The sequence below is a fragment of the Propionicimonas paludicola genome (assembly GCF_002563675.1).
GTDB classification, from domain to species: domain Bacteria; phylum Actinomycetota; class Actinomycetes; order Propionibacteriales; family Propionibacteriaceae; genus Propionicimonas; species Propionicimonas paludicola.
In genome coordinates this window covers 658,229-683,279 of record NZ_PDJC01000001.1, presented here as the reverse complement: position 1 = coordinate 683,279, position 25,051 = coordinate 658,229, and the positions used below count along the sequence as shown (strand labels likewise).

The following is a 25,051-nucleotide window of genomic DNA, read 5'->3' as shown; positions in this document are numbered from 1 at the left end:
AAGTCCGAAGACTCTCCCGCCGTTCGCGAAGTCGTTGCGGTGTTACTCAGCCGCCGCCTCGATGGCGATGTTCACCACGCGGCGTCCGCGCCGGGTGCCGAACTCGACCTTGCCCGCGCGGAGCGCGAACAGGGTGTCGTCGCCACCGCGTCCCACGCCCTCGCCGGGGTGGAAGTGGGTGCCGCGCTGGCGGACGATGATCTCGCCGGCGTTGACCTGCTCGCCGCCGAAACGCTTCACACCGAGCCGCTGCGAGTTGGAATCGCGCCCGTTACGAGACGCCGATGCGCCCTTCTTATGTGCCATCTCAGCTGCCTCAGCTCTCGATCCCAGTGACCTTGACCTGGGTGTACCGCTGGCGGTGACCCTGGCGCTTCTTGTAGCCGGTCTTGTTCTTGTACTTAAGAATGTGGATCTTCGGACCCTTGGTCTCGGCGATCACCTCAGCGGAGACACTCACCTTGGCCAGCTTCGTGGCGTCGGCGGTGATCTTCTCGCCGTCAACCAACATCAGCGGGGTCAGCGCAACGCTGTCGCCAGCCTTCGCCTCGACCTTGTCGATCTCCAGGACGTCACCGACAGCAACCTTGTGCTGGCGGCCACCACTGCGCACGATCGCGTACACGTCCGACCTACTTCCCTAAAAGCTTCGCCGACAAGCGCACCCCTACCAGCTGGTGTGGTTGCACTCTTGGTAGTGCTCGCGAGCGACTGTGGGCCGACTTCAGCGAACACCGAAGGTCAAGACTACGTGGCGGGCCCCGGGCCGGTCAAACCGCGTCCATCGCGAGCGGCGACGGGCGACTCGCGCCGTTCGTTACCGAATGGCCGGCCCCATCGAGCCCTCGACCGGTAACCGCGGATCTGGTTACCGAATGGACGCCGATCCGGCGCTCTTTCGGTAACCAAAGCCGCGGCAAGAGCCGCGACCTGCGGCAAGCGTACCGACTGCGCAACAAACTCCGCGAAGTCAGCCATCGAGCGCCCGGGCGATCCGGTCCACCACGAGCCGAGGGTGGCCGATGATCTCGCGCCCGGTCCAGCGGACGATCCGATAGCCGAGATCGCGCAGGACCTGCTCGCGTTCCTTCTCCGCGATGATGGCATCGGCGTCGCCGTACTTGACCCGACCGTCCGCCTCACCGATCAGCTGTTGCCGCTCCCAGTAGAAGTCCGGGAAGAAGGTGCCGAAGGGGGTCGGGATTGGGTGCTGACAGACGGGCAGCGGCAGTCCGGCCAGGATCAGCTCGGCGTAGGTGAGGGACTCGATCGGACTCTCCCGGGCAGGACTCGCGTGCGCCAAAGCAGCCACAGCAGAACTCATGCCGCGCCGCTGCATCGCCTCCCGAACGGGCGTCCGAGCACCCTCGATGAGTCGCTCGTTACTGAAGTCGGATCGACGAGGATGGCTCACCAGCTCCGCGCAGAGCAGGCGTAACGCGGCGTCGAGCACCATCAGACTCGTCGGCAGGTCAGCGCCGACACTGAGATCGGCAGCGGTTCGGGCGACCGACGTGACCCGGAAGCCGATGGGGGCGACCGCCACCTGGTGAGGCGGCAACTCCGCAACCTGCCGGACCAGCCCCGGCCGACGGCCGGACCGGAACCCGCCCCTGGCGGCAGCGTGACCCACACCGGCTCGTCTGCCCAGCTCGCCTGCGGTATCGGCAAGCCCCAGAATGCAGCGGCCGAGCGATGGGACACCACTGCGGCCGGAAGGTTCGCCTGCTCGGCATGAGCCCGGACGAGGTGACGGCCGAGCTCATCGTCCGGCCACCGAGCGGGGTCGAGGTAGACCCCGCGTCGGACCCTCAGGAGTCGACCGGACGACGCGGCCGCGGCAAGGCGTCGCCGACTGACCCCGAGCGCGACCAGGTCACGCTCGGCGGTGGGCACGGCGGGCAGCAGGAGCGGCAACGGCGTCCTCATGCCGAACATGGTGGGGCCGCTGCCGCTCGCGCGCCGGAGGTCGGTGGAACGGTGGACGACCATGCCCGGGTACCCACAGCCCGCAACTCGATGGAGCGCGACGCCCACCCGCGAGCGGTCGGTTACTGGACGCCCACCGCGAGGCGACACAGCCACGATTACGCTCCGAGCCCAGGAAGGGGTGCCGATGAGCTGGGCCTTCGTCGTGACCACACTGATCGTGGTGGCCACTCCGGGAACCGGAGCGGTGTTCACCATCTCGGCCGGGCTGTCCCGAGGACGTCGCGCCGCCTTGATCGCCGCGCTCGGCTGCACGCTGGGCGTGGTGCCGCACCTACTGGCCGCGATCACCGGGTTGGCCGCGCTGCTGAACGCCAGCGCCCTGGCCTTCCAGAGCCTGAAGTGGGCCGGCGTCGCCTACCTGCTGTACCTGGCCTGGGCCACCCTGCGCGATCGGTCGAACCTGATCGCGGAGGCCGAGGCGACCGCCGCCCCGGCCTCGGCATGGCGGACGATCCGGACCGCGGTGCTCATCAACCTGCTGAACCCGAAGCTGACCATTTTCTTCTTCGCCTTCCTCCCCCAGTTCGTGCCGGCCACCAGCCCGGACGCCACCTGGCAGATGGTCTGGCTCAGCCTGATCTTCATGGCCGCCACCTACGTGGTCTTCGTCGGCTACGGACTGTTCGCCGCCGGGCTGCGCGACCAGGTGCGACGCCGTCCGCGGATCCTCACCTGGCTGCGCCGCAGTTTCGCCGCCACCTATCTGCTGCTGGCCGGACGGCTGGCGCTGGAAGAGCACTAGACCGGCTGTCTGGCCCACAGAATGGGGACAGTCCCCTTCTACGGCGCGGGAGGACGACAGATCAGCCATGTCCGATTTCCGCTAGAACGTGGCTCGATCGACTGCCATGCTGGCGGGCATGGACTTCGAGCAGCGCTACCGAGCGGTGGCCACCCGGGACGCCCGCTTCGACGGCGCGTTCGTCCTGGCGGTGCGGACGACCGGGATCTACTGCCGTCCGTCCTGTCCGGCGCGGACGCCCAAGCCGACCAACGTCGAGTTCTTCGCCACCAGCGCGGCCGCCCACACCGCCGGCTACCGGGCCTGCAAGCGATGCCTTCCCGAGGCCGTCCCCGGCTCACCGGAGTGGAACCTGCGCTCCGACGCCGCCGCCCGAGCCATGCGGCTGATCGCCGATGGCGTGGTCGAGCGGGAGGGCGTCCCCGGGCTGGCTGCCCGGCTCGGCTACACCACCCGCCATCTGAACCGCCTGCTCACCGCCGAGTTGGGAGCCGGCCCGCTGGCCTTGGCCCGGGCCCACCGGGCGCAGACCGCTCGCGAGTTGCTGATCTCCACCGAGCTTCCGGTGGCCGATGTCGCCTTCGCCAGCGGCTTCGGCAGCATCCGGCAGTTCAACGACACCATGGCCGCAGTCTTCGACCGCACTCCGGCGCAGCTGCGGGCCGGCGGCCGGCACCCGCGCAGCGGCGGCTCGGCCACCTTGCACCTCAGCCTTCCGGTCCGGGAGCCCTTCGATGCGGCCGGGGCGTTCGCCTGGCTGGCCGCCCGCGCGGTCAGCGGCGTCGAGACTGCCGGCCCCGACCACTACGGACGCACTCTGGCTCTGCCGGGCGGCCCGGCCAGCTTCGACGTCCGGGCCGAGCCGGGCCAGCTGCGGCTGACGGCGCGGCTGAGCCGACTGGAGGACGTCACTCCCCTGCTCTATCGGGTGCGCCGGTTGTTCGACGCCGATGCCGATCCGGTGGGCATCGATGCGGCTTTGGCCCAGGTGCCCGAACTGGCCGCCTCGGTGGCGGCCACTCCGGGCATCCGCCTGCCCGGCGCCGTGGATCCGCAGGAGATGCTGCTGCGGGCGCTGGTCGGCCAGCAGATCTCGGTGGCAGCGGCACGTACTCAGTTGAACCGGCTGACCGAGGCGCTCGGCACTCGGCTCGCCCACCCGGACGAGGCCGGTCGCGACCGGCTGTTCCCCACGGCCGCCGCCATCGCCGAGGGCGGCCGGACGATCCTGGTCGGCCCCCGGCAGCGGATCGACAACATCCTGGCGATCACCGCGCGCCTGGCCAGCGGTGAACTCAGCCTCGGCTTCGCCGACGACCCGGACGAACAGCGTCGCCGGCTGCTCGCTGAGCCGGGAATCGGCGAGTGGACCGCCGACTACGTGGCCATGCGGGTGCTCGGGCACCCGGACATCCTGCCGGTCGGCGATGTGGCCGTGCGCACCGGCGCGAAACGACTCGGCCTGCCGGACCGTCCGGCCGCGCTGCGCGAGTGGGGTCGCACCGTCTCGCCGTGGCGAAGCTATGCCAGCCTGCAGCTATGGCGCGTGAGCGCCACGAAGGAGCAACGATGATCACCACGATCGACACCCCCGACGGCCCGTTCACCCTGCTGGCCGAGGACGGCGTTGTGCTGTCCTCCGGCTGGACCGACGACCCGCAGGCAGTGCTCGATCGGCTGGCTGCGGGCAGCCGTCCGGCCGCATCGACGCTGGTCAGCCCCGATCATCCGGACGTGTCCGCGCCGGTCGAGGCGGTGGCCGCCTACTACGCCGGCGACCTGGCCGCCATCGATCAAGTGCCGGTTCGCCAGTTCGGGACGGCCTGGCAGCTGGCCGGATGGACGCGGCTGCGCCAGATCGTCCCCGGCCGGCCACTGAGCTACGCCGAGTTCGCCACCATCTTGGGCCGGCCTAGTGCGGTGCGCGCGGCGGCCTCGATCTGCGCTCGCAATGCCCCGGCGCTCTTCGTGCCCTGCCACCGCGTGCTCCGCGGCGACGGCAGCCTGGGCGGCTTCGCCTGGGGCGTGTCGGTCAAGGCCTCGCTGCTGGCCCGAGAAGCCCTTGCCGGCTGAGGAAGTCCAGCACCGCACTCACGATCAACTCCTGACGAGCCAGCACGACGTCGGCCGGAACTGAACGGGCCGGGGCCAGCGGATGTTGGGCGCCCGGGACGGCCACCAGCTCGATCTGGGCGGCTCCCGCGATCACCGGACGCACCTCTTCGGCTCGCCCGAAGGTATCCAACTCGCCTTGCACCACCAGCACCGGCCCGGCCACCCCGAGCAGCTCTCCGGCCCGCGACTTCGCCGGCGCACCCGGTGGATGCAGCGGGAAGGACAGGGCAACTACCCCGGCCTGACCAGGCGCGAAGCCACGGCAGGCGGTGCGGGCTCCGGCGCTGTGGCCACCGGAGACCAGGGGCAGGTCCGGCCAGCTCTCGGCGACCGCGGTGAGCGCGGCAGTCCAGCCGCGATCCAGTGACGCCGTCGAGCCGGGCAGCTTCCGACCGGCCACCCGATGTGGTTGCCGGTAGCGAACGACACTGACCCCGCGTGCGGGCAGTCGGTCGGCGAGCAGGGCCAGGTCCCAGCCGTCCACGTCGCTGCCCGCCCCATGGCCGAGCAGCAGCAGTCCGGTGGCGTCCGCAGCGGCCGTGATCACCAGCTCACCCGGGCCGTCCGCCGTGTTCACCTGTCGCGTCTGCATAGGGCGATTCTGCCGCGCCCCCGGACGTCCCGCTGCCGCCGGCCAGCGGTCGTGGCATGCTGGCACCGATGCCGAAGCGGGAGCGTGCGATGGACTTCTACAACCTGTACAACCACGGGTTCGCCCGGGTGGCAGCGTGCACGCTGCCCATCACCCTGGTCCAGCCGCGAGTGAACGCCGAGGCGGTTCTCGCTCAGGCGACGCAGGCCGCCGCTGACGGCGCCTGCCTGGTGGTGTTTCCCGAACTGGCTCTGAGCGGCTACTCGATCGAAGACCTACTGCTGCAGGACACCCTGCTGGCCGCCGTCGAGGACGCCCTGGAATGGCTGGTTCCACAGACCGTCGACCTTGGCTGCATCATCGTCGTCGGAGCCCCGCTGACAAGCCTCAACCGGATCTACAACACCGCCGTGGTGATCTATCGCGGCCAGGTGCTCGGAGTCGTCCCGAAGTCGTATCTGCCCAACTACCGGGAGTTCTACGAGCGTCGCCAGATCGCCCCCGGCGACGATGTCACCGGCGAGATCCGGGTGGCCGGCCAGGACGTCCCGTTCGGGACCGACCTGCTGTTCGCGGCCGACGATCTGCCCGGCTTCGTGCTCGGGGTGGAGATCTGCGAGGACATGTGGGTGCCGATCCCGCCGTCGGCCGAGCTGGCTCTGGCCGGGGCCACCGTGCTGGTGAACCTGTCCGGCAGCCCGATCACAGTGGCCAAGGCCGAGGCCCGCAAGCTGCTGTGTGCGTCCGGGTCGTCGCGGCTACTGGCCGGCTACCTGTTCGCCGCGGCCGGAGAAGGCGAGTCGTCCACCGACCTGTCCTGGGACGGGCAGACCATGATCTACGAGAACGGCGCCCTGCTGGCCGAGTCGGAGCGATTCCCGAACGGCCCGCGGATGAGCATCGCCGATCTCGACCTGGGCTCGCTGGTGCAGGAACGGCTGCGGCAGGGCACGTTCGACGACAACCGGCGCACGCACGCCGAGCGGATCGGTCAGTTCCGGACGGTCAGCTTCACGCTCAACCCGCCGAGTGGCGATCTGGGGCTGCGCCGGGAGGTGGCCCGGTTCCCTTTCGTCCCCGCTGACCCGGCTCGGCTGGCCCAGGACTGCTATGAGGCCTACAGCATTCAGGTGGCCGGGCTGGAGCAGCGGCTGCGCGAGATCGGCCAGCCGAAGGTCGTCATCGGTGTCTCCGGCGGCTTGGACTCGACCCACGCGCTGATCGTCGCGGCCCGGGCCATGGATCGGATGGGACGCCCGCGCAGCGACATCCTCGCCTACACGATGCCCGGCTTCGCCACCAGCGACCACACCAAGACCAATGCCACGGCACTGGCCACCGCGCTCGGGGTGACCTTCGCCACGCTGGACATCACCGGCACCGCCAAGCTGATGCTCGACGAGCTGGATCACCCCTTCTCCGAGGGCAAGGACGTGTATGACGTCACCTTCGAGAACGTCCAAGCCGGACTGCGCACCGACTACCTGTTCCGGCTGGCCAACCACCGCGGTGGGATCGTCCTGGGCACTGGGGATCTGTCCGAGTTGGCGCTGGGCTGGTGCACCTACGGGGTGGGCGACCAGATGAGCCACTACAACGTGAACGGCGGGATTCCGAAGACGCTGATCCAGCACCTGATCCGCTGGGTGATCGCCGCCAACCTGTTCAGTGACGAAGTCGGAGTCACCCTGCAGGCGATCCTGGACACCGAGATCAGCCCGGAGCTGGTGCCGGTGGCCGCGGGCGAGAAGCCGCAGTCGACCCAGGCCAAGATCGGCCCCTACGCGCTGCAGGACTTCACCTTGTTCCACGTCCTGCGCCGAGGCATGAAGCCGTCGAAGATCGCGTTCCTGGCCTGGCACGCCTGGCGGGATGCCGGTGCCGGCGCCTGGCCGGAGGGCTTCCCGGACGACGAACGCGTCGCCTACGACCTGGCCACCATCAAGAAGTGGCTGGGCGTGTTCTGCTCGCGCTTCTTCGGATTCGCCCAGTTCAAGCGCTCGGCACTGCCGAACGGACCCAAGGTGGTGGCCGGCGGCTCGCTGTCACCGCGCGGGGATTGGCGGGCACCGTCGGACACCTCCGCGAAGCTCTGGCTGGACGAACTGGAGAACGTCCCCAACGATTGATTTCGAGCCCCCCGGGGCCGCGAAACGGTGAAATTCCCTACGTAGGGTCAATCATGTTCAGGGCCGGTTTCGCCTCGCTAGCATCAATCGTGACCACCACCCTGCCTCGTCGAGCCTGGCCGATCCTTGACCGCCCGAGCGAGATTGCGGCGATTCGCGACAGCTTGGCTGGCGACCGACTCGGGGTGGTCGTTACCGGCGAGGTGGGTGTCGGAAAGACGACCACGGCGCTCGCAGCAGCCCGAGCCGCGCACAATCGGTATGTTCACATTCACGGCAGCGAGACTGCCCGTCAGGTGCCGTACTCGGCCCTAGTCCCGTGGCTGTCCCCGTTCGCGCCCGCGTCGGGGCTCGGCGACGTTTCGGCAGTGGCGGACGCGCTGAGCCAGGCACTGGCGGTGATGGAAGGCTCCGGACGTCCGGTCATCGTCATAGATCCGGCACCGCTGGTCGATGACCTCAGTGCCCATGCCCTGACCCAGGTGGCCAAGACCGGCTTGGCGCACCTGGTGATCGTTGCCCGGACCCTTCCCGATCTGCCCGAGCCCTTCCTGGAAATGTGGCGCGATGGCTTGCTGGGCGAGCATCGGGTCGAACCCTGGCAGCTTGGCGAGGTCGTAGAGCTCCTCACTCGCCATCTCGGCGCACCCGTGGCGCTGTGGTCGGCGCAAGAGCTCGCTCGGGTCGCGGGCTACCAACCGCTGTTCCTGCGCTACCTGGTGGACGACCAGCTTGCCGCAGGCACCTTTGCTCTCCACGACGGCACCTGGGTGCTCTCCAAGCCGGCCGGATTGGGCTCCACCCAGATCGCGACGGTGATGCGCGCCCGGCTCGACGAGCGCAGCGCCGAGGAGCGCAGAGTCCTCGAACTGGTCGCTCTGGCGGGAGAACTCCCCTACGCCGTCCTTGAGCAGTTGGCTGACCCTGAGGCGCTGGAGAGCCTGCTCGACACCGAGCTGCTGGAGGTGGAGTCCGCTGCGCCGGCCCGGGCCCGGCTGCGGCACCGCGCGATCGCCGATCTCGTGCGCGGCTCGGTGCCGTTCGCGCGACGACGTCGGCTGCGCGCGGAGGTGCTCGCCGGATTGGGGGCCGCTCTGCCTCAAAGCGGGACCGCGCTGCTCAGCTTCGCCGTGTGGACTCTGGACTGCGGAGAGGAGCTTCCACCGGAGGTCGCCCTCGAGGCGGCTCGTCAGGCCAACCGCTTCTCCGACCCCAACCTGGCACTGCGAATGGCCGAGTTGGTCGTCGACCCGGCACTCAGGTTGCCGGCGCAGATCGAGTCCTCCGTGGCTCTGCGGATGCTCGGCAAAGCCGAGAGTGCCACCGCAGCCCTCTCCCCGGTAGTCGGACCCGAGCTGGCCAACCTCGATGGCAGCCTGCTCAGCGCGCTTGCCGAGGAATGCGTCCTGGTGGCTGTGATCGACCCGCAGGCGGTACCCATCGCGTCCGCCGCGCTGCGGCTGGCCCACGCGGCTCCGGGAGTGAACCATCGCCGGCTGACCGGACTGGGGTTCGAGTTACTCGCCGCGCAAGGGCGCTACCAGGAGATGCTGCCCGAGCTGGAAGCGTGTTGTGGGCCTCACCAGGCCAGCGAGGAGTGGCTGCTGTTGGCCGGCTCGCTGCTGGAGGCACTCTCGCTCACCGGACGCCAGCAGGACGCGCTGACCCTGGCCGGCGAGGTAGCGGCGACTATCGGTTCGTTCGAGGTCACCCGCACCACTTTCGACGTCGTGCACGCCGCGCTCTTCGGAGTGTTCATGAAGTGCGGGCTGCTCAGCCAGTCTCGCCAGACCCTGCTGGACGGTGCTGTCGGCTTGGAAGGACGGATGCTGCTGATCGGCGCTGCGACCGACAGCGCGATCGGAATGACCTACGTGTTGGGCGGCTACTCCGATCAGGCGCGCCATCATCTTGGCCAGGCGCTCTCACAGAGCCGGGTCAGCGATGCTCGGCGCAGCCGTCCTCAGATCGCCGCCGGGCTGGCCTACGCGGCGGCACTCCAGGGTGATCAGGCCGCAGCCCGGGCGGCTCTGGCCGAGTGGGCCGCCGGGCCTCGGACGTACTGGAACATCTCGGCCTCGGGCGATTACCTCGCCACCGCTGCACGCGTACTCCTCGATGGTCTCGACAACACTGCCGCGGATCTCTTCGCGCTCGCCGATGACCACCACCGGTTGGGCATGGTGATCGACGAACTGTTCGTCCTCTCCGCCGCGGCCCGAGCCGGCTCCACCGAGGCGGTCGAGCGGATCCTCAGCCTGCAGATCGCTCAGCCCGGCCCGCTGGCAGCGGCGATCCTGGCGTGGGCGCACGGCGTCCGCGACTCCAAGCCCGCGCCGTTGATCGAGGCCGCTCAGCAGATGCTTACGCTCGGCAACCCGCTGTTCGCTCGCGAGGCGGCATCGCTGGCGGTCGCCTTGGGAGGATCCACGCTCGTCCGAGCCCGCACCGTGGCCCAGCAGGCCGCCGCGATGATGACCCATCAGCCGCACAACTCGCCTCTGGACGGGCTCACCCCGCGTGAACGCGAGGTCAGCTATCGTGCCGCCCGCGGGGATTCCAACAAGGCCATTGCTGCCGAGCTCTACCTGTCGGTGCGCACCGTCGAGAGCTACCTGCAGTCGGCGTTCACCAAGCTCGGCATTCGTGGACGCGCGGAGCTCAGCACCCTGCTCGAGCAGCCGTAGCCCCGCAGTAGCGGCCCGGAACACCGTAGTCCACGGTCCGCAATACCGTGGTCGACCCGGTCCCGTCCGGGGATGGTCATTTCCTAGGTTCGATGTCGTGCCCGCAGCGTGCGGGTCGACGACAGGAGAACTGCCATGGGACTGCTCAAGAACCTCAAGGACATGAAGGACATGGTCGCCGCGGCGCCCGGAATGATCGAGACGGCGAATGCCCTCGGCGCGCAGGCACAGGCGCAGGCCGCAGCGGCTACACAGGCCGGTGGCCAAGCCCAGGTGAACGCCCTGAACACCGCCAGCTACGGGCAGCCGTCCGCTGCGGCGCTCGAGCCGATCGCCGGAGTCAGCCTGGAGACCTACACCGCTGTGGTGAAGGGGATTTCGGCCTTCGGCTACGACTCCGATCGTCTGCCGGAAGTCGCCGCGTCGATGGGGATCAGCGCAGCCGACTGGGCGATTGCGCAGCCTGGCTGGGGCGAGCGGATTCAGGCCGACCGGGCCCTCGGCAACCGCTTCAACGTGCTCTACACCCAGGCGTGATGATGGGTCTGTTCAAGGATCTGGCCAAGCTGCAGAAGATGGGCAACCAGCAGCTGGCGAGCATGGACGTCAAGGGCCAGCTCGCTGACGCCCAGTCACGGATGAACGCGATCCTGGCCAACCAGCCCAGCCCAGCAGCACTGCCGGACGGTCTGGCCATCACCGCCCAGGCCACAGTGGTCAGTACGCGGGATACCGGGGTGATCGTCAACGGCGCGTCGGTGATCGAGGTGGAGCTGATGGTGCTCCTGCCCACCGGCGTCCCGGTCCAGGTCACACGCAGTGTGACCGCGCTGCCGCTGCACCTGTACCGCCTCCAGCCCGGCCGCCGAGTGGACGTCCGGCTGGATCCCGCCGACCCGCAGAACACCCTCCAACTGACGTTGTGAGCCAGCTACTTCGAAAGACGATCATGACACCTCACCGGCTTCACCGGATCCTCAGCCTTACCGTCGCACTGGCCCTGGCCACGGGCATCACTCTTGCCTCGGTCACGCCGGCACACGCGGCCGCACCCTCCAACGACAACTTCGCCGACGCCGTCACCCTCAACCCGGCGGTCACAGGGTCCACCGATGTCTACGGCACGACTGTGGATGCGACCACACAGGCCGGCGAGCCGTCACACGACCCGGATGGGGCCACGCCGACCCCCGGCAGCATCTGGTACAGCTACACCTCGGCGTTTGACGGAAACCTCACCCTCTCCGTCACTGCGGACGCCGACTACGACTCGGTAATCGCGGTCTATGTCGGCTACGCCGTCGGGTCGCTCACCCGCCTTGCCGCGAATGACGACCGATCCTCGACCAGCACGGCAGCGTCGATCGTCTCCCTGCCCATCCATGCAGGCTGGGACTACAAGATCGCGATCGCCGGCAAGGCGGGAGTGCGCTCGTTCACCAAACTCACCTACAGGTTCTCCCAGCACCCGACCAATGACCCGGTGTCGAGCCCGGAGACTCTGGGAGTGAACTGGTCGCAGACGCGCTGGAACGTCAATGCCACTGCCGAGGCCGGGGAGATACCTGCGATCGCCGGCCAGGCTGCCTCGAAGTCGGTCTGGTGGCGCTACCAGCCCGTGCACAACGGCACCCTGTCGCTGACCACCAGTGGCAGCGGTTTCGACACCGTGCTCGCGGTCTTCCGTCAAGAGGCACTCCCGTTCAGTTTCGGCAGCCTCACTCGACTCGCGTCGAACGACGACGCCAACCCCAGCACGTCCACCAGCGCCATCTCCGGGTTGGAGTTGAAGGCGAACAAGACCTACTGGATCTGCGTGGACGGCTACCAGGGCGCAACCGGCGAGATCACCCTGACCGACGCGTGGGTCCCCTCATCCAGGCCCGACAATGATGACTTCGCTGACGCGACTGCGCTTAACGCTGCGTCCGACCTTGTCGGCGACAATGCGACGGCCACCCTCGAGCCGGATGAGCCGCAGCATCTGACCGGCGGCAACGCCAGCAAGAGCCTGTGGTACCGGTTCGTCCCTCCGACGAACGGCGCCGTCACTGTCGATCTGCGCGGGACCGCCTTCGATTCGGTCCTCAGCCTCTATCGCGGGACGACCCTGTCCGGCCTTGTGAAGATCGCAGAGAACCACGGCACGCAGACGCCGCCGATCGTCTGGAGTCGCCTCAGTCGGGTCAGCGTCCAGGGCGGCGTGCACTACTACCTCGCAGTGTCCGGCGCGGACGGATCCTCCGGAAGCGTGACCGGCACCTTCCGATTCAGTACTCAGCCCTCGGCGGTGTCGCTGACGCCGGACCATGGACCGGCGGCGGGAGGTAACTGGATCGAGGTGCACGGCAGCGATCTGGACGGCAGCAACACTCGGGTGTACTTCGGAGACACCCAAGCTCAGGTCGAGGTGCCGAATGAAGAGACTCAATCGACTCTGGTGCGAGCCAAGGTGCCCGCCGGGCTGCCGGTGGGCCCGATCACCGTCACGGTGGCCACCAACGGCGGAAATGCCGGGACAACCCTCAGCTACATCGTCGGGGTGCCCGAACTCACGGCGCTATCGGCCCGATACGTCCGCGTTGGCGGCGGGCAGCGGGTCCAGGTTGTGGGCGCGGACTTCCTCGGCGTTCCCAGCGTGAGTGTCGGTGGCATGCCCGCGACCGGTGTCGCGGTGTCCTCCCCGACGTCGCTGAGCTTCGTCACCCCGAAGCACTCCGCTGGCGATGCCGAGGTCAGGATCAGCACATCGGTCGGCCAGAGCAGCGCGTCGACGGCCGGGTGGCTGACCTACCTTGACCCCCCGAAGGTGTCCAAGCTCTCTCGGAAGAAGGGGCCACGCAAGGGTGGATACCACGTGGTCGTCACCGGCAAGGGCCTCGGCGTCGTCTCCAAGGTTCTGGTGGGGCCGAAGAAGGCGAAGTTCGTGCTCAGTGCCGGCCGAATCGACGTCATCGTTCCGAAGATCACGAAGAAAGCCACCGTGTACATCCGCGTTGTGACGCCGGTTGGCACCAGCCCCAAGGCGAAGGCGGCCAGGTTCCAGTACCGCTGAGTTGGGCGTGGATGGGAGCGCCTGCCAGGTGGTCGGCGCCCCCTCCACGTCTGATCAGGACTCGGCGGGCTCCAGGACGTCCTCGGCGACGGCCGGCTCGGGCTCGGGCGCGACCTCGACGTCCACCGGGGCAACCAGAGACTCGGCGGGCACATCCGTAACGACCTCGACGACCGGCTCAACCGCAACGGCTACGACCGGCTCGGCCGGGGTCTCGACGACCAGCTCGACGACAGGCTCCACGATCGGCTCGGCCGCCGACTCAGCCGGCTCCTTGCGGGTGCGAGGGTTGCGGCGCGACGTCGCAGCTACGACGGCCGGACCACGGCGCCGGGACTCCCGGTCGCCGCCATCAGCCGGCGCCTGCGAAGCCACCGGAGCGTCATGGACGTGGTAGCCGCGACCCTTGCAGGTCTCGCAGGCCACGGTGAACGCCTCAGCCAAGCCGGTGCCGATCTTCTTGCGGGTCATCTGCACCAGACCCAGCGACGTGACCTCGGCCACCTGGTGGCGGGTGCGGTCGCGTCCCAGGCATTCGACCAGCCGGCGCAGCAGCAGCTCGCGGTTGGCCGGCAGCACCATGTCGATGAAGTCGATCACGATGATGCCGCCGATGTCGCGCAGCCGCAGCTGACGGACGATCTCCTCGGCCGCCTCCAGGTTGTTGGAGGTGACCGTGGCCTCGAGGTTGCCCGAGGTGCCGGTGAACTTGCCGGTGTTCACGTCGATCACCGTCATGGCTTCGGTGCGGTCGATGATCAGCGAACCACCAGAAGGCAAGAAGACCTTGCGCTCCAGCGCCTTCGCGACCTGCTCGTGCACGCGGAAGTGATCGAAGAGGTCGCCGTCGGCGTTGCGATCCCAGCGCTGCAGCCGGTCGCCCAGGTGCGGCGCGACATGCTGGACGTAGGCCTCGACAGTGGCGTGGGCGTCGTCCGGGCCGCCGTGGCCGTCGACGATCAGCGAACCGAAGTCCTCGGTGAACAGGTCCCGGACGATCCGGACAGTCAGGTCGGGCTCGGAGTAGAGCAGCTGGGGTGCCTGGCCGCTGGCGGCCTTCTTCTCCAGCACCTCCCACTGCGCCTTGAGCCGGTTGACGTCGCGAACCAGCTCTTCCTCGCTGGCACCTTCGGCGGCCGTGCGCACGATCACCGAAGCGTTCGGCCCGATCAGCTCGTCGAGGATGGTCTTGAGCCGCTTGCGCTCGCTCTCGGGCAGCTTGCGGGAGATCCCGGACAGCTGGCCGCCCGGCGAGTAGACGATGTAGCGCCCCGGAACCGACACGTGCGAGGTGAGCCGGGCACCCTTGGCGCCGACCGGGTCCTTGCTGACCTGGACCAGGACCGACTGGCCGGACTTGAAGACCTTCTCAACCTTCTTGTCGGAGCCGGTGGCACCGAAGGAATCCCAGTCAACCTCGCCGGCGTAGAGGACGGCGTTGCGGCCACGTCCGATGTCGACGAAGGCGGCCTCCATGCTGGGCAGGACGTTCTGCACGCGGCCCAGGTAGATGTTGCCGATCATCGAGGTCGCCGAGGCCCGGTCGACGTAGTGCTCGACCAGAATCCCGTCCTCGAGTACAGCGATCTGGGAGTAGTCCTCGACCTGGCGAATCAGCATCTTGCGGTCCACCGACTCGCGGCGGGCCAAGAACTCCGACTCGCTCAGGATCGGGGTGCGACGGCGGCCGGCAGCCCGACCTTCACGACGACGCTGCTTCTTGGCCTCCATCCGGGTGGAGCCTTCGATGCCGGTGACCTCATCGGAGACGCTGCCGCGGCGACGGGGCTCGCGCACCCGGACCACGACGTCCACCGACTCGTCCTCCGGCTCACCGGAGTCCTCGCCACGACGGCGACGACGACGGCGACGGCGGGAACTGCCCTCGCTGACCGGCTCGTCAGTGGCCTCAGTCTCCGCCTCTGCGTCATCGGACGCCTCGGCATCCTCATCGCCGGCCTCGGTGCCATCGCCGGCATCCGCGCTGCCGCCACGACGGCGACGGCGTCCGCCACGACGGCGACGACGACGGCGCGGGGCGCCCTCGCCTTCCTCACCGTCGGCAGGATCGAACTCGGCAGCCTCGACGTCACCGTCGATGGGCACCTCGTCCTCGTCCTCTTCGGCGTCCTCGGTAAGCCCGCCGATCGCCGCGGCCAGCGAGTCCAGCACCTCGTCGGGGCTGGCCTCATCGCTGAGCCCGAAGGTCTCGGCGCGCACCGTGCGCGGTGCCCGCTCGGGGACGTGGCTGGCGAGCTCGGCGAGCGAGGCCGCCACTTCGTCGGTCGCGGCGGCGTCCGACTCGACCAACGGCTCCTGTGCAGCAGCGGGCTTGCGGGCCCGAGTGCGCTTGCGAGCCGGGGCGGCCGGAGCCTCTACCGGTGCGACCGGTGGCTCCACTGCAGCGGCTTCCGCCACGACCGGCGCCACGTCAATAGTGGGCTCCTCCGGTGCGGGAACGGGTGCCGCCGCAGTCTTGCGAGTGGTCCGCCGGGTTCGCTTCGCGACCGGCTTCGCAGCCTCGTCCACGACTGCCTCAGGCGTCGCGGACGGTGCCGACTCACTCGGTTGCGCCTCAACAGGCGCAGGGGCCGCCGCCACTGGCGGACCAGCCGGACGGCTGGCCGAGCGACGGCGCTTGGGGGTCTCGGGCACGTCCGAGACCGGATCAGGGGTTTCTGAATCGAGCATGGAGCTCTCCTTCAGCGGCCGGGGTTGGCCGCGTCCAGCTGCGCATGGCAGCAAAGCCTGTAGTTGAGCGGTGCCCGGCGTCTTTCACTCCCGCGGTCGCTGTGCGTCGCGGTGAAGGAGAAAACGTCCGGGTCGAGCTGTCACCCCGCCCTTGGGCACCGGTTTAGTTGGGAGTCTGGATGACCTCAACTGAAGCAAGTATCCCACACGAACACGGTCGGCATGCGCCGACCGGCCGCAATTGTCACGAAATGGTCTCAAAAGGAGGCTGGACGCGCTCGCCGTCCCACGTGCCCTGCTCGAGCCGATGAGCCAGTCCGGGCCCCACCTCGGCGAGCCGCGGACGGAGCTGCTGCAGCGCTGCGACTACGTCTTCTGGGCGGACCAGCGGCTCGCCGATGGCCGAGATGACCTCGAATCCGTCCTCGGTGGCGATCAGCCGGTGGATCGCCGGACGGACATCGAACTCTCGCAAGCCGGCTTTGGTTTGCCGGGTGACCAGGTGCTGGGACTCGGCCAGTAGTTCTCGCACCGCCGCGGCCACCTCGGACGGGTCAGCGCCGGCCAGACGAACCTGCCAATGCGCGGCCTTGAGCCGGTCGGCCAACCCGCTGGGCGCGTCCACCACGGCCAAGATCTCCAGGCCGTCGGGAAGCGCGGCATTGAGGGTGTCCCGCAGCCAGCCGGGATCCACTTCCTTGGCCAGGCCGACCACCATGTACTCGGCCTCGGTGGCAGCGCCGGTCGGTGAGGCGTTCAGGTAGCTGATCCGCGGGTGCGGGTGGAAGCCGGACGAGAAGGCCATCGGCACCTCGGCGCGGCGCAATGCCCGCTCGAAGGCACGTCCGAAGTCCCGGTGGGAAGCGAACCGCGCCCGTCCGCGCTTGGCATAGCGCAGGGCCAGCTTCTGGACGGGCGGCGCTTGCTGCTCGGGCTGTCGGCGTGGGCTCACGGGGGGACAGCTTAGGCGAATCGACCCCGGGTACGCCTCGGGCCGGCGCCGATCAGGCCACGCAGAACTCGTTGCCCTCGGGATCGGTCATCGTGTACCAGCGGTACGGCCCTTGGCTGGCCTCGTGCACGAAGGTGGCCCCGCGGGCCAGCAGGGCGTCCCTGGCTGCATCCAGGTCGCCGCCGGCAGCCACCAGCCGCAGGTCCAGATGCACCCGGTTCTTCACGGTCTTGGCTTCGGGCACCTGCTGGAACAGCATCCGCCGGCAGCCGACCACCTCGCCAGCTTCGGGCAGGCCGATGGCTGCGCCGGTGGCCCACCAGAGCTGACCGCGCCACTGGCGGGTCTCGGCCTCGGTGGCGTGACCGAGGTCGACCATCTGCCGGATGAACTCCTCATTGGTCGGCTCCAGTTCCCACGCCAGAGTCTCGGCCCACCAGGCCGCCAGCTCGTGCGGGTCGGCACAGTCCACGGTCACCTGGAACTCGATCGGCATCGGACGTCCTTTCACTGGGGTTCTGCGGGGGTCGCGGCCCGGCCCGGTGGCCCCGATGAGCCAGCCTCGCACCAGGCGGTGAAGGCGGCAACCGCTGTGGGCAGGGTGGGGAAGATCCGATCGGCGCCCACCCGGTCGAGGAAGCCGCCGACGTTGAGTTGGTCGCGCAACTCCATCTTGACCCGGGCCATGGCAAAGACGATCCCGCGCTCGGTCAGGGTGGCCCGCAGTTGCTCGAGGGCGTCCAATGCGGTCAGGTCGATCTCCACGTTGGCTTCGGCATTCAGCAGGAACCACTGCGGCGGAGCCGGTGCCCGATCGACGCCGGCCAGGGCCCGGGTCAGGAAGTCGTCGGCATTGGCGAAGAACAGCGGCGAGTCGTAGCGGTAGACCACCAGGCCCGGCACCTGGGCGGCGTCCGGGTAGTCGTCGATGTCGTGCATGCCGGCCAGGCCGGGGACGTAGCCGAGCACCCCGTCGTGAGGATGGGCGATCCGCCGGATCAGATCGAGCAGGGACAGAGCCACGGCGATCGCGATCCCGTTGAGCAACCCGACCACCAGCACCGCAGCCATGGTGACCAGGGCCAACACCAGCTCGCTGAGCCGGAACGCCGCGATCCGGCGCAACTCGGCCAGATCCACCAACCGCAGCCCGGCGTAGACCACCAGGCCGGCCAGCGCAGCCTGCGGGAACGCGGCCAGGACCGGCGAGAGGAAGAAGATGGCCAGCACCACGGTGGCTGCGGCGACCAGCGAGTGCAGCTGCGTCCGGCTCCCGGCCGAGTCGCCGATCACGGTCCGGGACGCCGAGGACGACACCGGGATCCCACCCAGGAAGCCGTTGGCCAGGTTCGCGGCGCCCAGCGCCAGCAGCTCGGCGTTGGCGTCGATCCGCTCCTCGCGCCGGGCCGCGAAGGCTCGTCCGGTCAGGATCACATCGCTGTAGGCGACCACGGACACCCCGAGGGCGGCCTGGATCAGCGGCAGGACGCCCACCGAGGTCACGTCCGGGAGCGCCCATCCCGGCGGGGTCTGGGGCAGGGTGCCGACCACGGCCAGCCCGAGCGACCCGACCGGGGTCAGCCCGACCAACGCCGCCGAGGCCAGCATCACCAGGAGCGGGCCGGGCCAGCTCGGCGCCCACCGCCGCAACACGAACAGCACCACCGCCACGCTGAGCCCCAGGATCACAGTCGGGACGTGCACTGCGCCCAGCTGCCCGAGCAGTGAGGCGGTCTGGCTCCACGGGTTGGCTCCCCCGATGGCCAGGCCGGTGAGGTTGCCGTACTGGCTGATCACCATCAGCAGGCCGATGCCGGCCAGGTAGCCGACCAGCACCGGCCTGGACAGCAGGCTGGCCAGGAAGCCGAGCCGGGCCACGGCCCCGATCAGGCAGACGACTCCCACTGCCACGGCCACCAGCGCGGCCAGGCCGGCTCGCCTGCTCGGATCGGTGCCACCCAGCGCCAGGATGGCCGCCGCCGTGAGCAGCGCCGTCGTGGACTCCGGGCCGACCGACAGCTGTCGGGAGGTGCCCAGGACGGCGTAGAGGATGACCGGCGCAACCACGGCCCACAGCCCGACCTGTGGCGGGAGTCCGATGATCTCGGCGTAGGCCATCACCTGCGGAATCAGGTAGGCGGCCACCGTGATGCCGGCCAGGAGGTCACCGCGCAGCCAGGACCGGTCGTAGCGCAGCAGCACCCCGAGGCCGGGCAACCATCGCCGCCAGCCGGAGGCATCCGCGCGAGACATGGCTCCACGCTAGTCCGGCCGCGGTTCGGCGGGCTGCTACTTCCCGGTGATCTTGCTGACCCAGGCTCCGGGCAGGCCCAGCCGGGTCCGCCAGGCTTCGGAGGTCCGGGATGGCAGGAGGACCTGGGCACCGGACGCCGTGGTGTAGCTGATCGTCTTCACCAGCCCACCGCTATAGGTCTCGGCCACTGTCGCCGAGCGAATCGGTTCCGTGACGCCCAGCGCGGTGGCCAGCTGCGCCTGAGTGAGCGTGCGCGTCCAGGACGTATAGGGGTTGCCGGGCGCGGACGCGGAGGCCGGGTCGGCGATCGAGACCAGATACGGCAGCGGGGGCGTCCCGAAGGCGTCGGCGTTGTTGGCCGTGCCGCCACCCTTGCCCGACGAGGCGAAGAACGGCGTCTCGGCAAGCCCATTGAGGGGGTCTCGCAACACCTGGACCTCCGATCCGAGAATCGTGGCCTTCACCGCATCCACCCACGGCTTGCTGGCCGTGGGCCCGGCCTTCTTCCAGCCGGTGAAGTTCTGGCTGCGCTGGTCGTCGAAGACGTGGCAGTCGCAGGCGGGGTCGACGTCACCCAGTCCGTCGCCGGAGTACCTGTCCTTCAGCGCAAGTACTCGCTTGATCACGTAGGTGCGGGCCACGATTGCTTGGGCCCGCAGCGCCGCCGCTCCCTTGCCTGCGGCCGAACCCCACGAGGCCGGCATTTCGTCGATGCCGTAGAGGTAGTCGGTGTTCATGGCCAGCTCGTTGACCACGTTCGGACGTCCGGAGCGCACCGTGACCTGCAGGTTGCCGGCCTTGTAGGAACCCTGTGCGCCGTCAACGGTGACCGGGCCGCCGGTCCAGGTGAGGGTCAGCCGGCTGCTGGATGGCAGGTTCTGGTTCTTCACCTTGCCGTTGGCCAGCGTCACCTTCGCCGTGACCTTGGAGCCACTGACACCGATGGCTACCTTGCCCGGGGTCGGGTAGGTCTTCAGCAGCTTGCCATCACCGGTCACGCTGAACCCGCCGGAGCCAATGGTGAGCGTGGTGGTCTTGCGGGAGTCGGACGGCGGGCCGAGGACCTGCACCTTCACCGTCCTGGGATTGTTGTTGGCCGTGCTCAGAGAGGCCCCGGTGTAGTAGTGCTCGAGGATCTGCTCGGTGGTGAGCCGACTGCTACTCGCCAGTTGGTAGGCGCCGTACTGGGACAGCCCCACCCCGTGCCCGGCCCCGGACCCGCTGATCGTGAACTTGGCCGGCACCACCCGCACCACGAACTCCGCGCTGGCCACTCCCGAGATGCTGAACCGGTAGCGCCGGTCGCCGACGGCATGCTTCACCGACACCGAGCCCTTGCCCCGCTTCACCGTGACCTTCTTCTCGGTGGCCCAGGAGTTGCCCTTGCGGTACTGCAGCAGCACGGTGGCCTTGGCCACGGCCTTGCCTGCCTTGGTCACCGTGACGGTGAGCTTGGCCGCCTTGTCCGAGGTGGTCACCCGAGTCCCGCCGGCGGTGAGCTTGTAGCCGGCCGCCGCAACTGCCGGGACGGCTGTCGCCATCGAGAGCGAGCCGACCAGGGCGAACGAGCAGATCAGGGCGAGCAGCAACCGAACCGGATGAGAGGGACGCACCCCTCCACCATGCCACGCACGGCGGGTCGCCGCGCGCGATCAACTGGTCTGGGGCACCTTCGGCCAACCAACAGGAGCCGCGAGGGCCAGTCGCCCCCACGCAACCGCCGCGCAGAGAACGAGAGTCGCACCCGTCGAGCTCACACCCGAGTTTGGCCCCGATCTGGGCCGCTCACGGAACCACTCCCCGCTCACACCCGATTTTGGTACCCGATCCGGGTTGCGCAACTCCCCAGATCGGGACCGAAATCGGGTTGCACCTCCGGCCCCCCGACCAAGCCTCCGATATCGGGACCTTTCTCGGGTTTGACCCGACTCCGACGGTCAGAACCAGGACAGGCCGCGCGCGCCAGCCCAGCCGTCCGCCGCACCGGCAAGGATGGGCCCGTGGAGATTGATTGGAAGGGCATCGCGCGCTCGGCGCGGGCGATCAGTGGTGGGCAGGGAGAGAACCTGCTGCTCTTGGTCACCGAGGACGTGGTCGACGGCGACACTCTGAACGAGTTGATTCCCGAGTACGACGGCGAGTTTCCGGCCAGGGGCGTGTGGTTCCCCGGGCCGGATGGCTGGATGCTCGAGACCGACGGAATGCCCCGCGAGATGAGGCCCGCCCTCGAGGAACTCGCCGCGAAACTCGCCGCCGCCGGGGTCCAGGGCACCCTCACCGGGGCCAAACCCGTTGGCCGGCCTTCATGGCTACGCAAGATCGAGAACCTGCCGAACTGGCGCGCGGGGCTCGCCTACCGACCGGAGCAAGGTGAAGGCCAAGACACCGGAGGCGCCTGGCCAGGCGACCCTGCCCTGTTCCAGCGAGTCCTCACCCACCTGATCGAATGGGCTGCCGACGGCGACGACCAGATCCTGGTCAACCTCAACCTCACTGCAAGCTTTCCGTTCGACCTCGAAGGAGCGAAGTCTGCCATCCTCACAGAGGCCCGCACCAGCACCGTGTGCCTAGCCCAGGCCAGGCACCAGAAGCGCAACCAGTACCGATACCTGACTGTTGGTGCTCCAGGTTACGCCGAGATGGCTCTCGGCCCGGCCGAACAGAACTGGGTCGCCATCATCGACACCCTACGAGCCGCCATGCGCACCGCACCGCTCGACGACCTCGCCTACGGCATGCTCCACCACCACAGCTGGTCCGACTTCCTATCGATGCAGCCCGACTACGACAACCGGGTCTATCGACACCACCCCGAACTGTGGGCCCAGTACGTCCCCACCCCGTGCGGCATTCAGATCCTCACCGACGCCCACCTCAGCAACGCCCACAACCTGGACAACTGGAACACCACCCGACTCGACAACACCCACTACCTCGTCCAAGCCACAGACCTCGGACCCTGGTACAGCGAACCCCTCACCTACTACGAAACCCAAGAGCCCGAACTCCTGAACCAGGCACGCAAAGACTTCGGCAACATGCTGTTCACCCACGACACGGCCACCCGACTCGGCATCAACTCGCCAAACCGCGCCACCAACCCCAGCTGACCGACCGCGAGCCGGCGGCGGGCTCAGGCGGAGTGCTGGACCACCGTCAGCGGCAAGAGAGACCGTCCGGTCGGCCCGATCTGGATCTCGGTGCCGAGTTCGGGGCAGACCCCACAGTCGTAGCAGCCCGACCAGCGGCAGTCGTCCACGCCGGCCCCGGCGATGGCATCGCTGTAGTCCTGCCACAGCCAGTCGCGGTCCAGCCCGGCGTCCAGGTGATCCCAGGGCAGCACCTCGGTGACCGGACGTTCCCGGGTGGTGTACCACTCCAGGTCGATGCCGTGCGGAGCCAGCTCAGCCTCGGCGGCGGCCACCCAGCGGTCGAAGGAGAAGTGCTCGCTCCAGCCGTCCATCACGCCGCCGGAGCGCCAGACTCGCTCGATCACCGCGCCGACCCGACGGTCGCCACGGCTGAGCAGGCCCTCGATCATGCCCGGCTTGCCGTCGTGGTAGCGCACCGAGATCGCCCGACCGAAGCGGCGATCCTCGCGCACCTTCTCGCGCAGCAGGCGCAGCCGCCGGTCGATCGTCTCCGGGTCCGCCTGGGCGGCCCACTGGAATGGCGTGTGTGACTTGGGGACGAAGCCGCCGATGCTGATCGTGCACCGGACGTCTCGAGTGCCAGCTGCCCGGCGGCCCTCCTCGATGACCCGGGCGGCCATGCCGGCGATCGCCACCACGTCCTCATCGGTCTCGGTGGGCAGGCCGCACATGAAGTAGAGCTTCACCTGCCGCCAGCCGGCGCCGAACGCGGCCGCCACGGTGTGGATCAGGTCGTCCTCGGTGACCATCTTGTTGATCACCTTGCGCAGCCGCTCGGTGCCGCCCTCGGGAGCAAAGGTGAGGCCGGAGCGGCGGCCATTGCGGCTCAGCTCGGCGGCCAGGTCGATGTTGAAGGCGTCCACCCGGGTGCTCGGCAGCGACAGCGAGACGAAGCTGTCGGAGTAGCGCTCGGCCAGCTGCTTGGTGATCGGGCCGATCTCGGAGTGGTCGGCACTCGACAGGCTCAGCAGGCCGACCTCTTCCAGCCCGGTGGCGGCCAGCCCGGCCTCGACCATCTTGCCGACGGTCTGGATGTTCCGCTCCCGCACCGGACGGGTGATCATCCCGGCCTGGCAGAACCGGCAGCCCCGGGTGCAGCCGCGGAAGATCTCCACCGAGTAGCGCTCATGGACGGTCTCGGCCAGCGGCACGATCGGCTTGGCCGGGTAGGGCCACTCGTCCAGTTCCATCAGGGTGTGCTTGCGCACCCGTGCGGGGATCCCCGGACGGGCCTGCACCGCGGCGATGGCGTGGTCGGGGCCGTAGCTGACCTGGTAGCGGGACGGCACGTAGGCCAGACCGCGCTGGGCCAGCTGGTCGAGCAAGCCGTCGCGTCCGCCCGGACGTCCGGAGAGCTTCCAGGATCGGACCAGCTCCGAGATCCGCATCGACGCTTCCTCGCCGTCACCGAGCACGGCGGCGTCGATGAAGTCGGCGATCGGCTCGGGGTTGAAGGCGGCGTGGCCACCGGCGATCACCAGCGGATCGTCCTCGCCGCGATCGGCGCTGTGCAGCGGGATGCCGGCCAGATCGAGGGCTTCGAGCAGATTGGTGTAGCCGAGCTCGGTGGAGAAGCTCACCCCGATCAGGTCGAAGGCCTTGATCGGCAGGTGGTTCTCCAGGGTGAACTGGGGCACGCCGTCCCGGCGCATCAGCGCAGCCAGGTCCGGCCAGATCGAGAAGCTGCGCTCGGCGAGCATCCAGTCGGGCTCGTTGAGCAGTTCGTAGAGGATCGCCATCCCCTGGTTCGGCTGGCCCACCTCGTAGGCGTCGGGGTACATCAGCACCCAGCGCACCTCGGCGGTGTCGAAGTCACGGGTGACCGAGTTCACCTCGCCGCCGATGTACTGCACCGGCTTGCTGACCTGGGCCAGCAGCGGTTCCAGCCGCGGATACAGGGACGTCACGTGGGCGCTCATAGTTCGCTCAGCCTATGCAATCGTCGGGTCAGGGCGTAGCCGGGCCCGGCTAAGCACAATCCTGGCGTCGGTGGACGCTCAGTCGTCCAGCGGCTGGTGCGGCGCGGCGTAGTCGACCACCAGGTCGGCCCGCTTGGCCGGATCGCAGGAACGCAGGTAGAGCAGCTGACCCTGGTAGTACCGGGCGTTGCGCGGATCCTCGGGATCTGCGCCCAGCTTGGAGTCACGCTCGGAGGCCCGCTCGAAGGAGGTCTCGAACGGCACTTCCAGCCACACCGAGATGTCCCAGACCTTGCGTCCGGGCTGCCGACAGAGTTCATTGCGGTGAATGAACATGCCGTCGATCACCACGACCGCATCATCGGGGGCGATTCGCCACGGCGACTTGACCTCGGTCTCCGAGTTCAGGTCGTAGGACGCAGTGCGGTAGCGACCGCAGCCGTCCTGAGCCAGCGGCTCCAGCACATCGTCGGTGAACCGCTCGTAGTCGTAGCTGTCCTCGAAGAAGCCCTGCGCGGACGCCCGGCCCTGGGCGTAACGGCGTGACTGCGGGTTGAGGTAGTCGTCCATCGAAATGCGAATCACCTCGAGGCCCGACTCGCGCAACATGGTCGCCAAATCGTCGGCGAATGTCGTCTTTCCGGCACCGTCGACACCGTCGATCCCCACCAGGGTCCGGCCGGTTCGGGCGCGGATCCGAGCCCGCAGCCACTTCAGTCCGGTTGCAGCGTCGACCGCACTCAGCACATCGTTAGTCATCTCGTACCTTCG

The 25,051-nt window shown here is 68.8% G+C and carries 21 protein-coding genes; 9 read left to right on the top strand and 12 right to left on the bottom strand.

The annotated features are described in order from the left end of the window. Positions 1 to 42: 42 nt before the first annotated feature. The 4 genes from rpmA to ATK74_RS15725 form a co-directional block, all read right to left on the bottom strand. The gene (gene rpmA, locus ATK74_RS03090; protein WP_098459668.1) at positions 43 to 306 is read right to left on the bottom strand and encodes a 50S ribosomal protein L27; all 264 of its coding nucleotides are present in this window, start codon (positions 304 to 306) and stop codon (positions 43 to 45) included. 10 nt (positions 307 to 316) lie between these two features. Continuing rightward, positions 317 to 625, bottom strand: a complete 309-nt coding sequence (gene rplU / locus ATK74_RS03085) for a 50S ribosomal protein L21 (protein ID WP_098459667.1) — start codon at positions 623 to 625, stop codon at positions 317 to 319. Positions 626 to 970: 345 nt separating this feature from the next. Then, positions 971 to 1,546, bottom strand: a complete 576-nt coding sequence (locus ATK74_RS15565; RefSeq protein ID WP_098459666.1) for an endonuclease domain-containing protein — start codon at positions 1,544 to 1,546, stop codon at positions 971 to 973. After that, positions 1,456 to 1,929 (bottom strand): type IV toxin-antitoxin system AbiEi family antitoxin domain-containing protein, encoded by a 474-nt coding sequence (locus ATK74_RS15725; protein ID WP_169923709.1) that lies wholly within the window; start codon positions 1,927 to 1,929, stop codon positions 1,456 to 1,458. Before ATK74_RS15725 ends, ATK74_RS15565 begins: the two co-directional genes overlap by 91 nt. A gap of 187 nt (positions 1,930 to 2,116) precedes the next feature. Here ATK74_RS15725 and ATK74_RS03075 point away from each other — a divergent pair, with 187 nt between their 5' ends. The 3 genes from ATK74_RS03075 (at position 2,117) to ATK74_RS03065 (ending at position 4,807) form a co-directional block, all read left to right on the top strand. Further along, positions 2,117 to 2,734, top strand: coding sequence for a LysE family translocator (locus ATK74_RS03075; RefSeq protein WP_098459665.1), 618 nt, complete (start codon positions 2,117 to 2,119; stop codon positions 2,732 to 2,734). Positions 2,735 to 2,852: 118 nt separating this feature from the next. Further along, entirely contained in the window at positions 2,853 to 4,307 is a 1,455-nt protein-coding gene (locus ATK74_RS03070) for an AlkA N-terminal domain-containing protein (protein ID WP_098461927.1), read from the top strand. After that, positions 4,304 to 4,807: a methylated-DNA--[protein]-cysteine S-methyltransferase gene (locus ATK74_RS03065; RefSeq protein ID WP_211283264.1), complete on the top strand. Its 504-nt coding sequence runs from the start codon at positions 4,304 to 4,306 to the stop codon at positions 4,805 to 4,807. The genes ATK74_RS03070 and ATK74_RS03065 overlap by 4 nt, the downstream gene beginning before the upstream one ends. Here ATK74_RS03065 and ATK74_RS03060 read toward each other — a convergent pair. Beyond that, positions 4,767 to 5,441, bottom strand: coding sequence for an alpha/beta hydrolase family protein (locus ATK74_RS03060; RefSeq protein WP_098459663.1), 675 nt, complete (start codon positions 5,439 to 5,441; stop codon positions 4,767 to 4,769). The genes ATK74_RS03065 and ATK74_RS03060 overlap by 41 nt on opposite strands. A gap of 89 nt (positions 5,442 to 5,530) precedes the next feature. On the opposite strand from ATK74_RS03060, the gene ATK74_RS03055 reads away from it, so the two are divergent. The 5 genes from ATK74_RS03055 (at position 5,531) to ATK74_RS03035 (ending at position 13,312) form a co-directional block, all read left to right on the top strand. Further along, positions 5,531 to 7,570, top strand: a complete 2,040-nt coding sequence (locus ATK74_RS03055; protein ID WP_098461926.1) for an NAD(+) synthase — start codon at positions 5,531 to 5,533, stop codon at positions 7,568 to 7,570. Positions 7,571 to 7,659: 89 nt separating this feature from the next. After that, entirely contained in the window at positions 7,660 to 10,257 is a 2,598-nt protein-coding gene (locus ATK74_RS03050) for a LuxR C-terminal-related transcriptional regulator (RefSeq protein WP_169923708.1), read from the top strand. A gap of 135 nt (positions 10,258 to 10,392) precedes the next feature. Continuing rightward, positions 10,393 to 10,794 carry a hypothetical protein gene (locus ATK74_RS03045; RefSeq protein WP_098459661.1) on the top strand — a complete coding sequence of 134 codons (402 nt, stop codon included), beginning with the start codon at positions 10,393 to 10,395 and terminating at the stop codon, positions 10,792 to 10,794. Further along, positions 10,794 to 11,183: a hypothetical protein gene (locus ATK74_RS03040; protein WP_169923707.1), complete on the top strand. Its 390-nt coding sequence runs from the start codon at positions 10,794 to 10,796 to the stop codon at positions 11,181 to 11,183. The genes ATK74_RS03045 and ATK74_RS03040 overlap by 1 nt, the downstream gene beginning before the upstream one ends. Before the next feature lie 23 nt (positions 11,184 to 11,206). Further along, positions 11,207 to 13,312 carry an IPT/TIG domain-containing protein gene (locus tag ATK74_RS03035; protein ID WP_098459659.1) on the top strand — a complete coding sequence of 702 codons (2,106 nt, stop codon included), beginning with the start codon at positions 11,207 to 11,209 and terminating at the stop codon, positions 13,310 to 13,312. 54 nt (positions 13,313 to 13,366) lie between these two features. Here ATK74_RS03035 and ATK74_RS03030 read toward each other — a convergent pair whose 3' ends face one another. The 5 genes from ATK74_RS03030 to ATK74_RS03010 form a co-directional block, all read right to left on the bottom strand. After that, positions 13,367 to 16,003, bottom strand: coding sequence for an Rne/Rng family ribonuclease (locus tag ATK74_RS03030; RefSeq protein WP_098459658.1), 2,637 nt, complete (start codon positions 16,001 to 16,003; stop codon positions 13,367 to 13,369). Between the two features lie 244 nt (positions 16,004 to 16,247). Continuing rightward, positions 16,248 to 16,955 carry a TIGR03936 family radical SAM-associated protein gene (locus ATK74_RS03025; protein WP_169923706.1) on the bottom strand — a complete coding sequence of 236 codons (708 nt, stop codon included), beginning with the start codon at positions 16,953 to 16,955 and terminating at the stop codon, positions 16,248 to 16,250. Positions 16,956 to 17,007: 52 nt separating this feature from the next. After that, a complete protein-coding gene (locus ATK74_RS03020) occupies positions 17,008 to 17,451 on the bottom strand; it encodes a VOC family protein (RefSeq protein ID WP_098459656.1) in 444 nt (147 codons plus the stop codon). A gap of 11 nt (positions 17,452 to 17,462) precedes the next feature. Beyond that, the gene (locus tag ATK74_RS03015; RefSeq protein ID WP_098459655.1) at positions 17,463 to 19,208 is read right to left on the bottom strand and encodes a SulP family inorganic anion transporter; all 1,746 of its coding nucleotides are present in this window, start codon (positions 19,206 to 19,208) and stop codon (positions 17,463 to 17,465) included. A gap of 36 nt (positions 19,209 to 19,244) precedes the next feature. Then, a complete protein-coding gene (locus tag ATK74_RS03010; protein WP_143483541.1) occupies positions 19,245 to 20,822 on the bottom strand; it encodes a SpoIID/LytB domain-containing protein in 1,578 nt (525 codons plus the stop codon). Between the two features lie 387 nt (positions 20,823 to 21,209). Between ATK74_RS03010 and ATK74_RS03005 the strand changes: the two genes are divergently transcribed. Then, positions 21,210 to 22,319, top strand: coding sequence for a hypothetical protein (locus ATK74_RS03005; RefSeq protein WP_098459653.1), 1,110 nt, complete (start codon positions 21,210 to 21,212; stop codon positions 22,317 to 22,319). Between the two features lie 23 nt (positions 22,320 to 22,342). Here the strand turns inward: ATK74_RS03005 and ATK74_RS03000 are convergent, their stop codons facing one another. Continuing rightward, the gene (locus tag ATK74_RS03000) at positions 22,343 to 24,280 is read right to left on the bottom strand and encodes a TIGR03960 family B12-binding radical SAM protein (RefSeq protein WP_098459652.1); all 1,938 of its coding nucleotides are present in this window, start codon (positions 24,278 to 24,280) and stop codon (positions 22,343 to 22,345) included. Positions 24,281 to 24,358: 78 nt separating this feature from the next. After that, complete coding sequence (locus tag ATK74_RS02995; protein WP_098459651.1) at positions 24,359 to 25,039, bottom strand: nucleoside/nucleotide kinase family protein; 681 nt, start codon at positions 25,037 to 25,039, stop codon at positions 24,359 to 24,361. Positions 25,040 to 25,051: the final 12 nt, after the last annotated feature.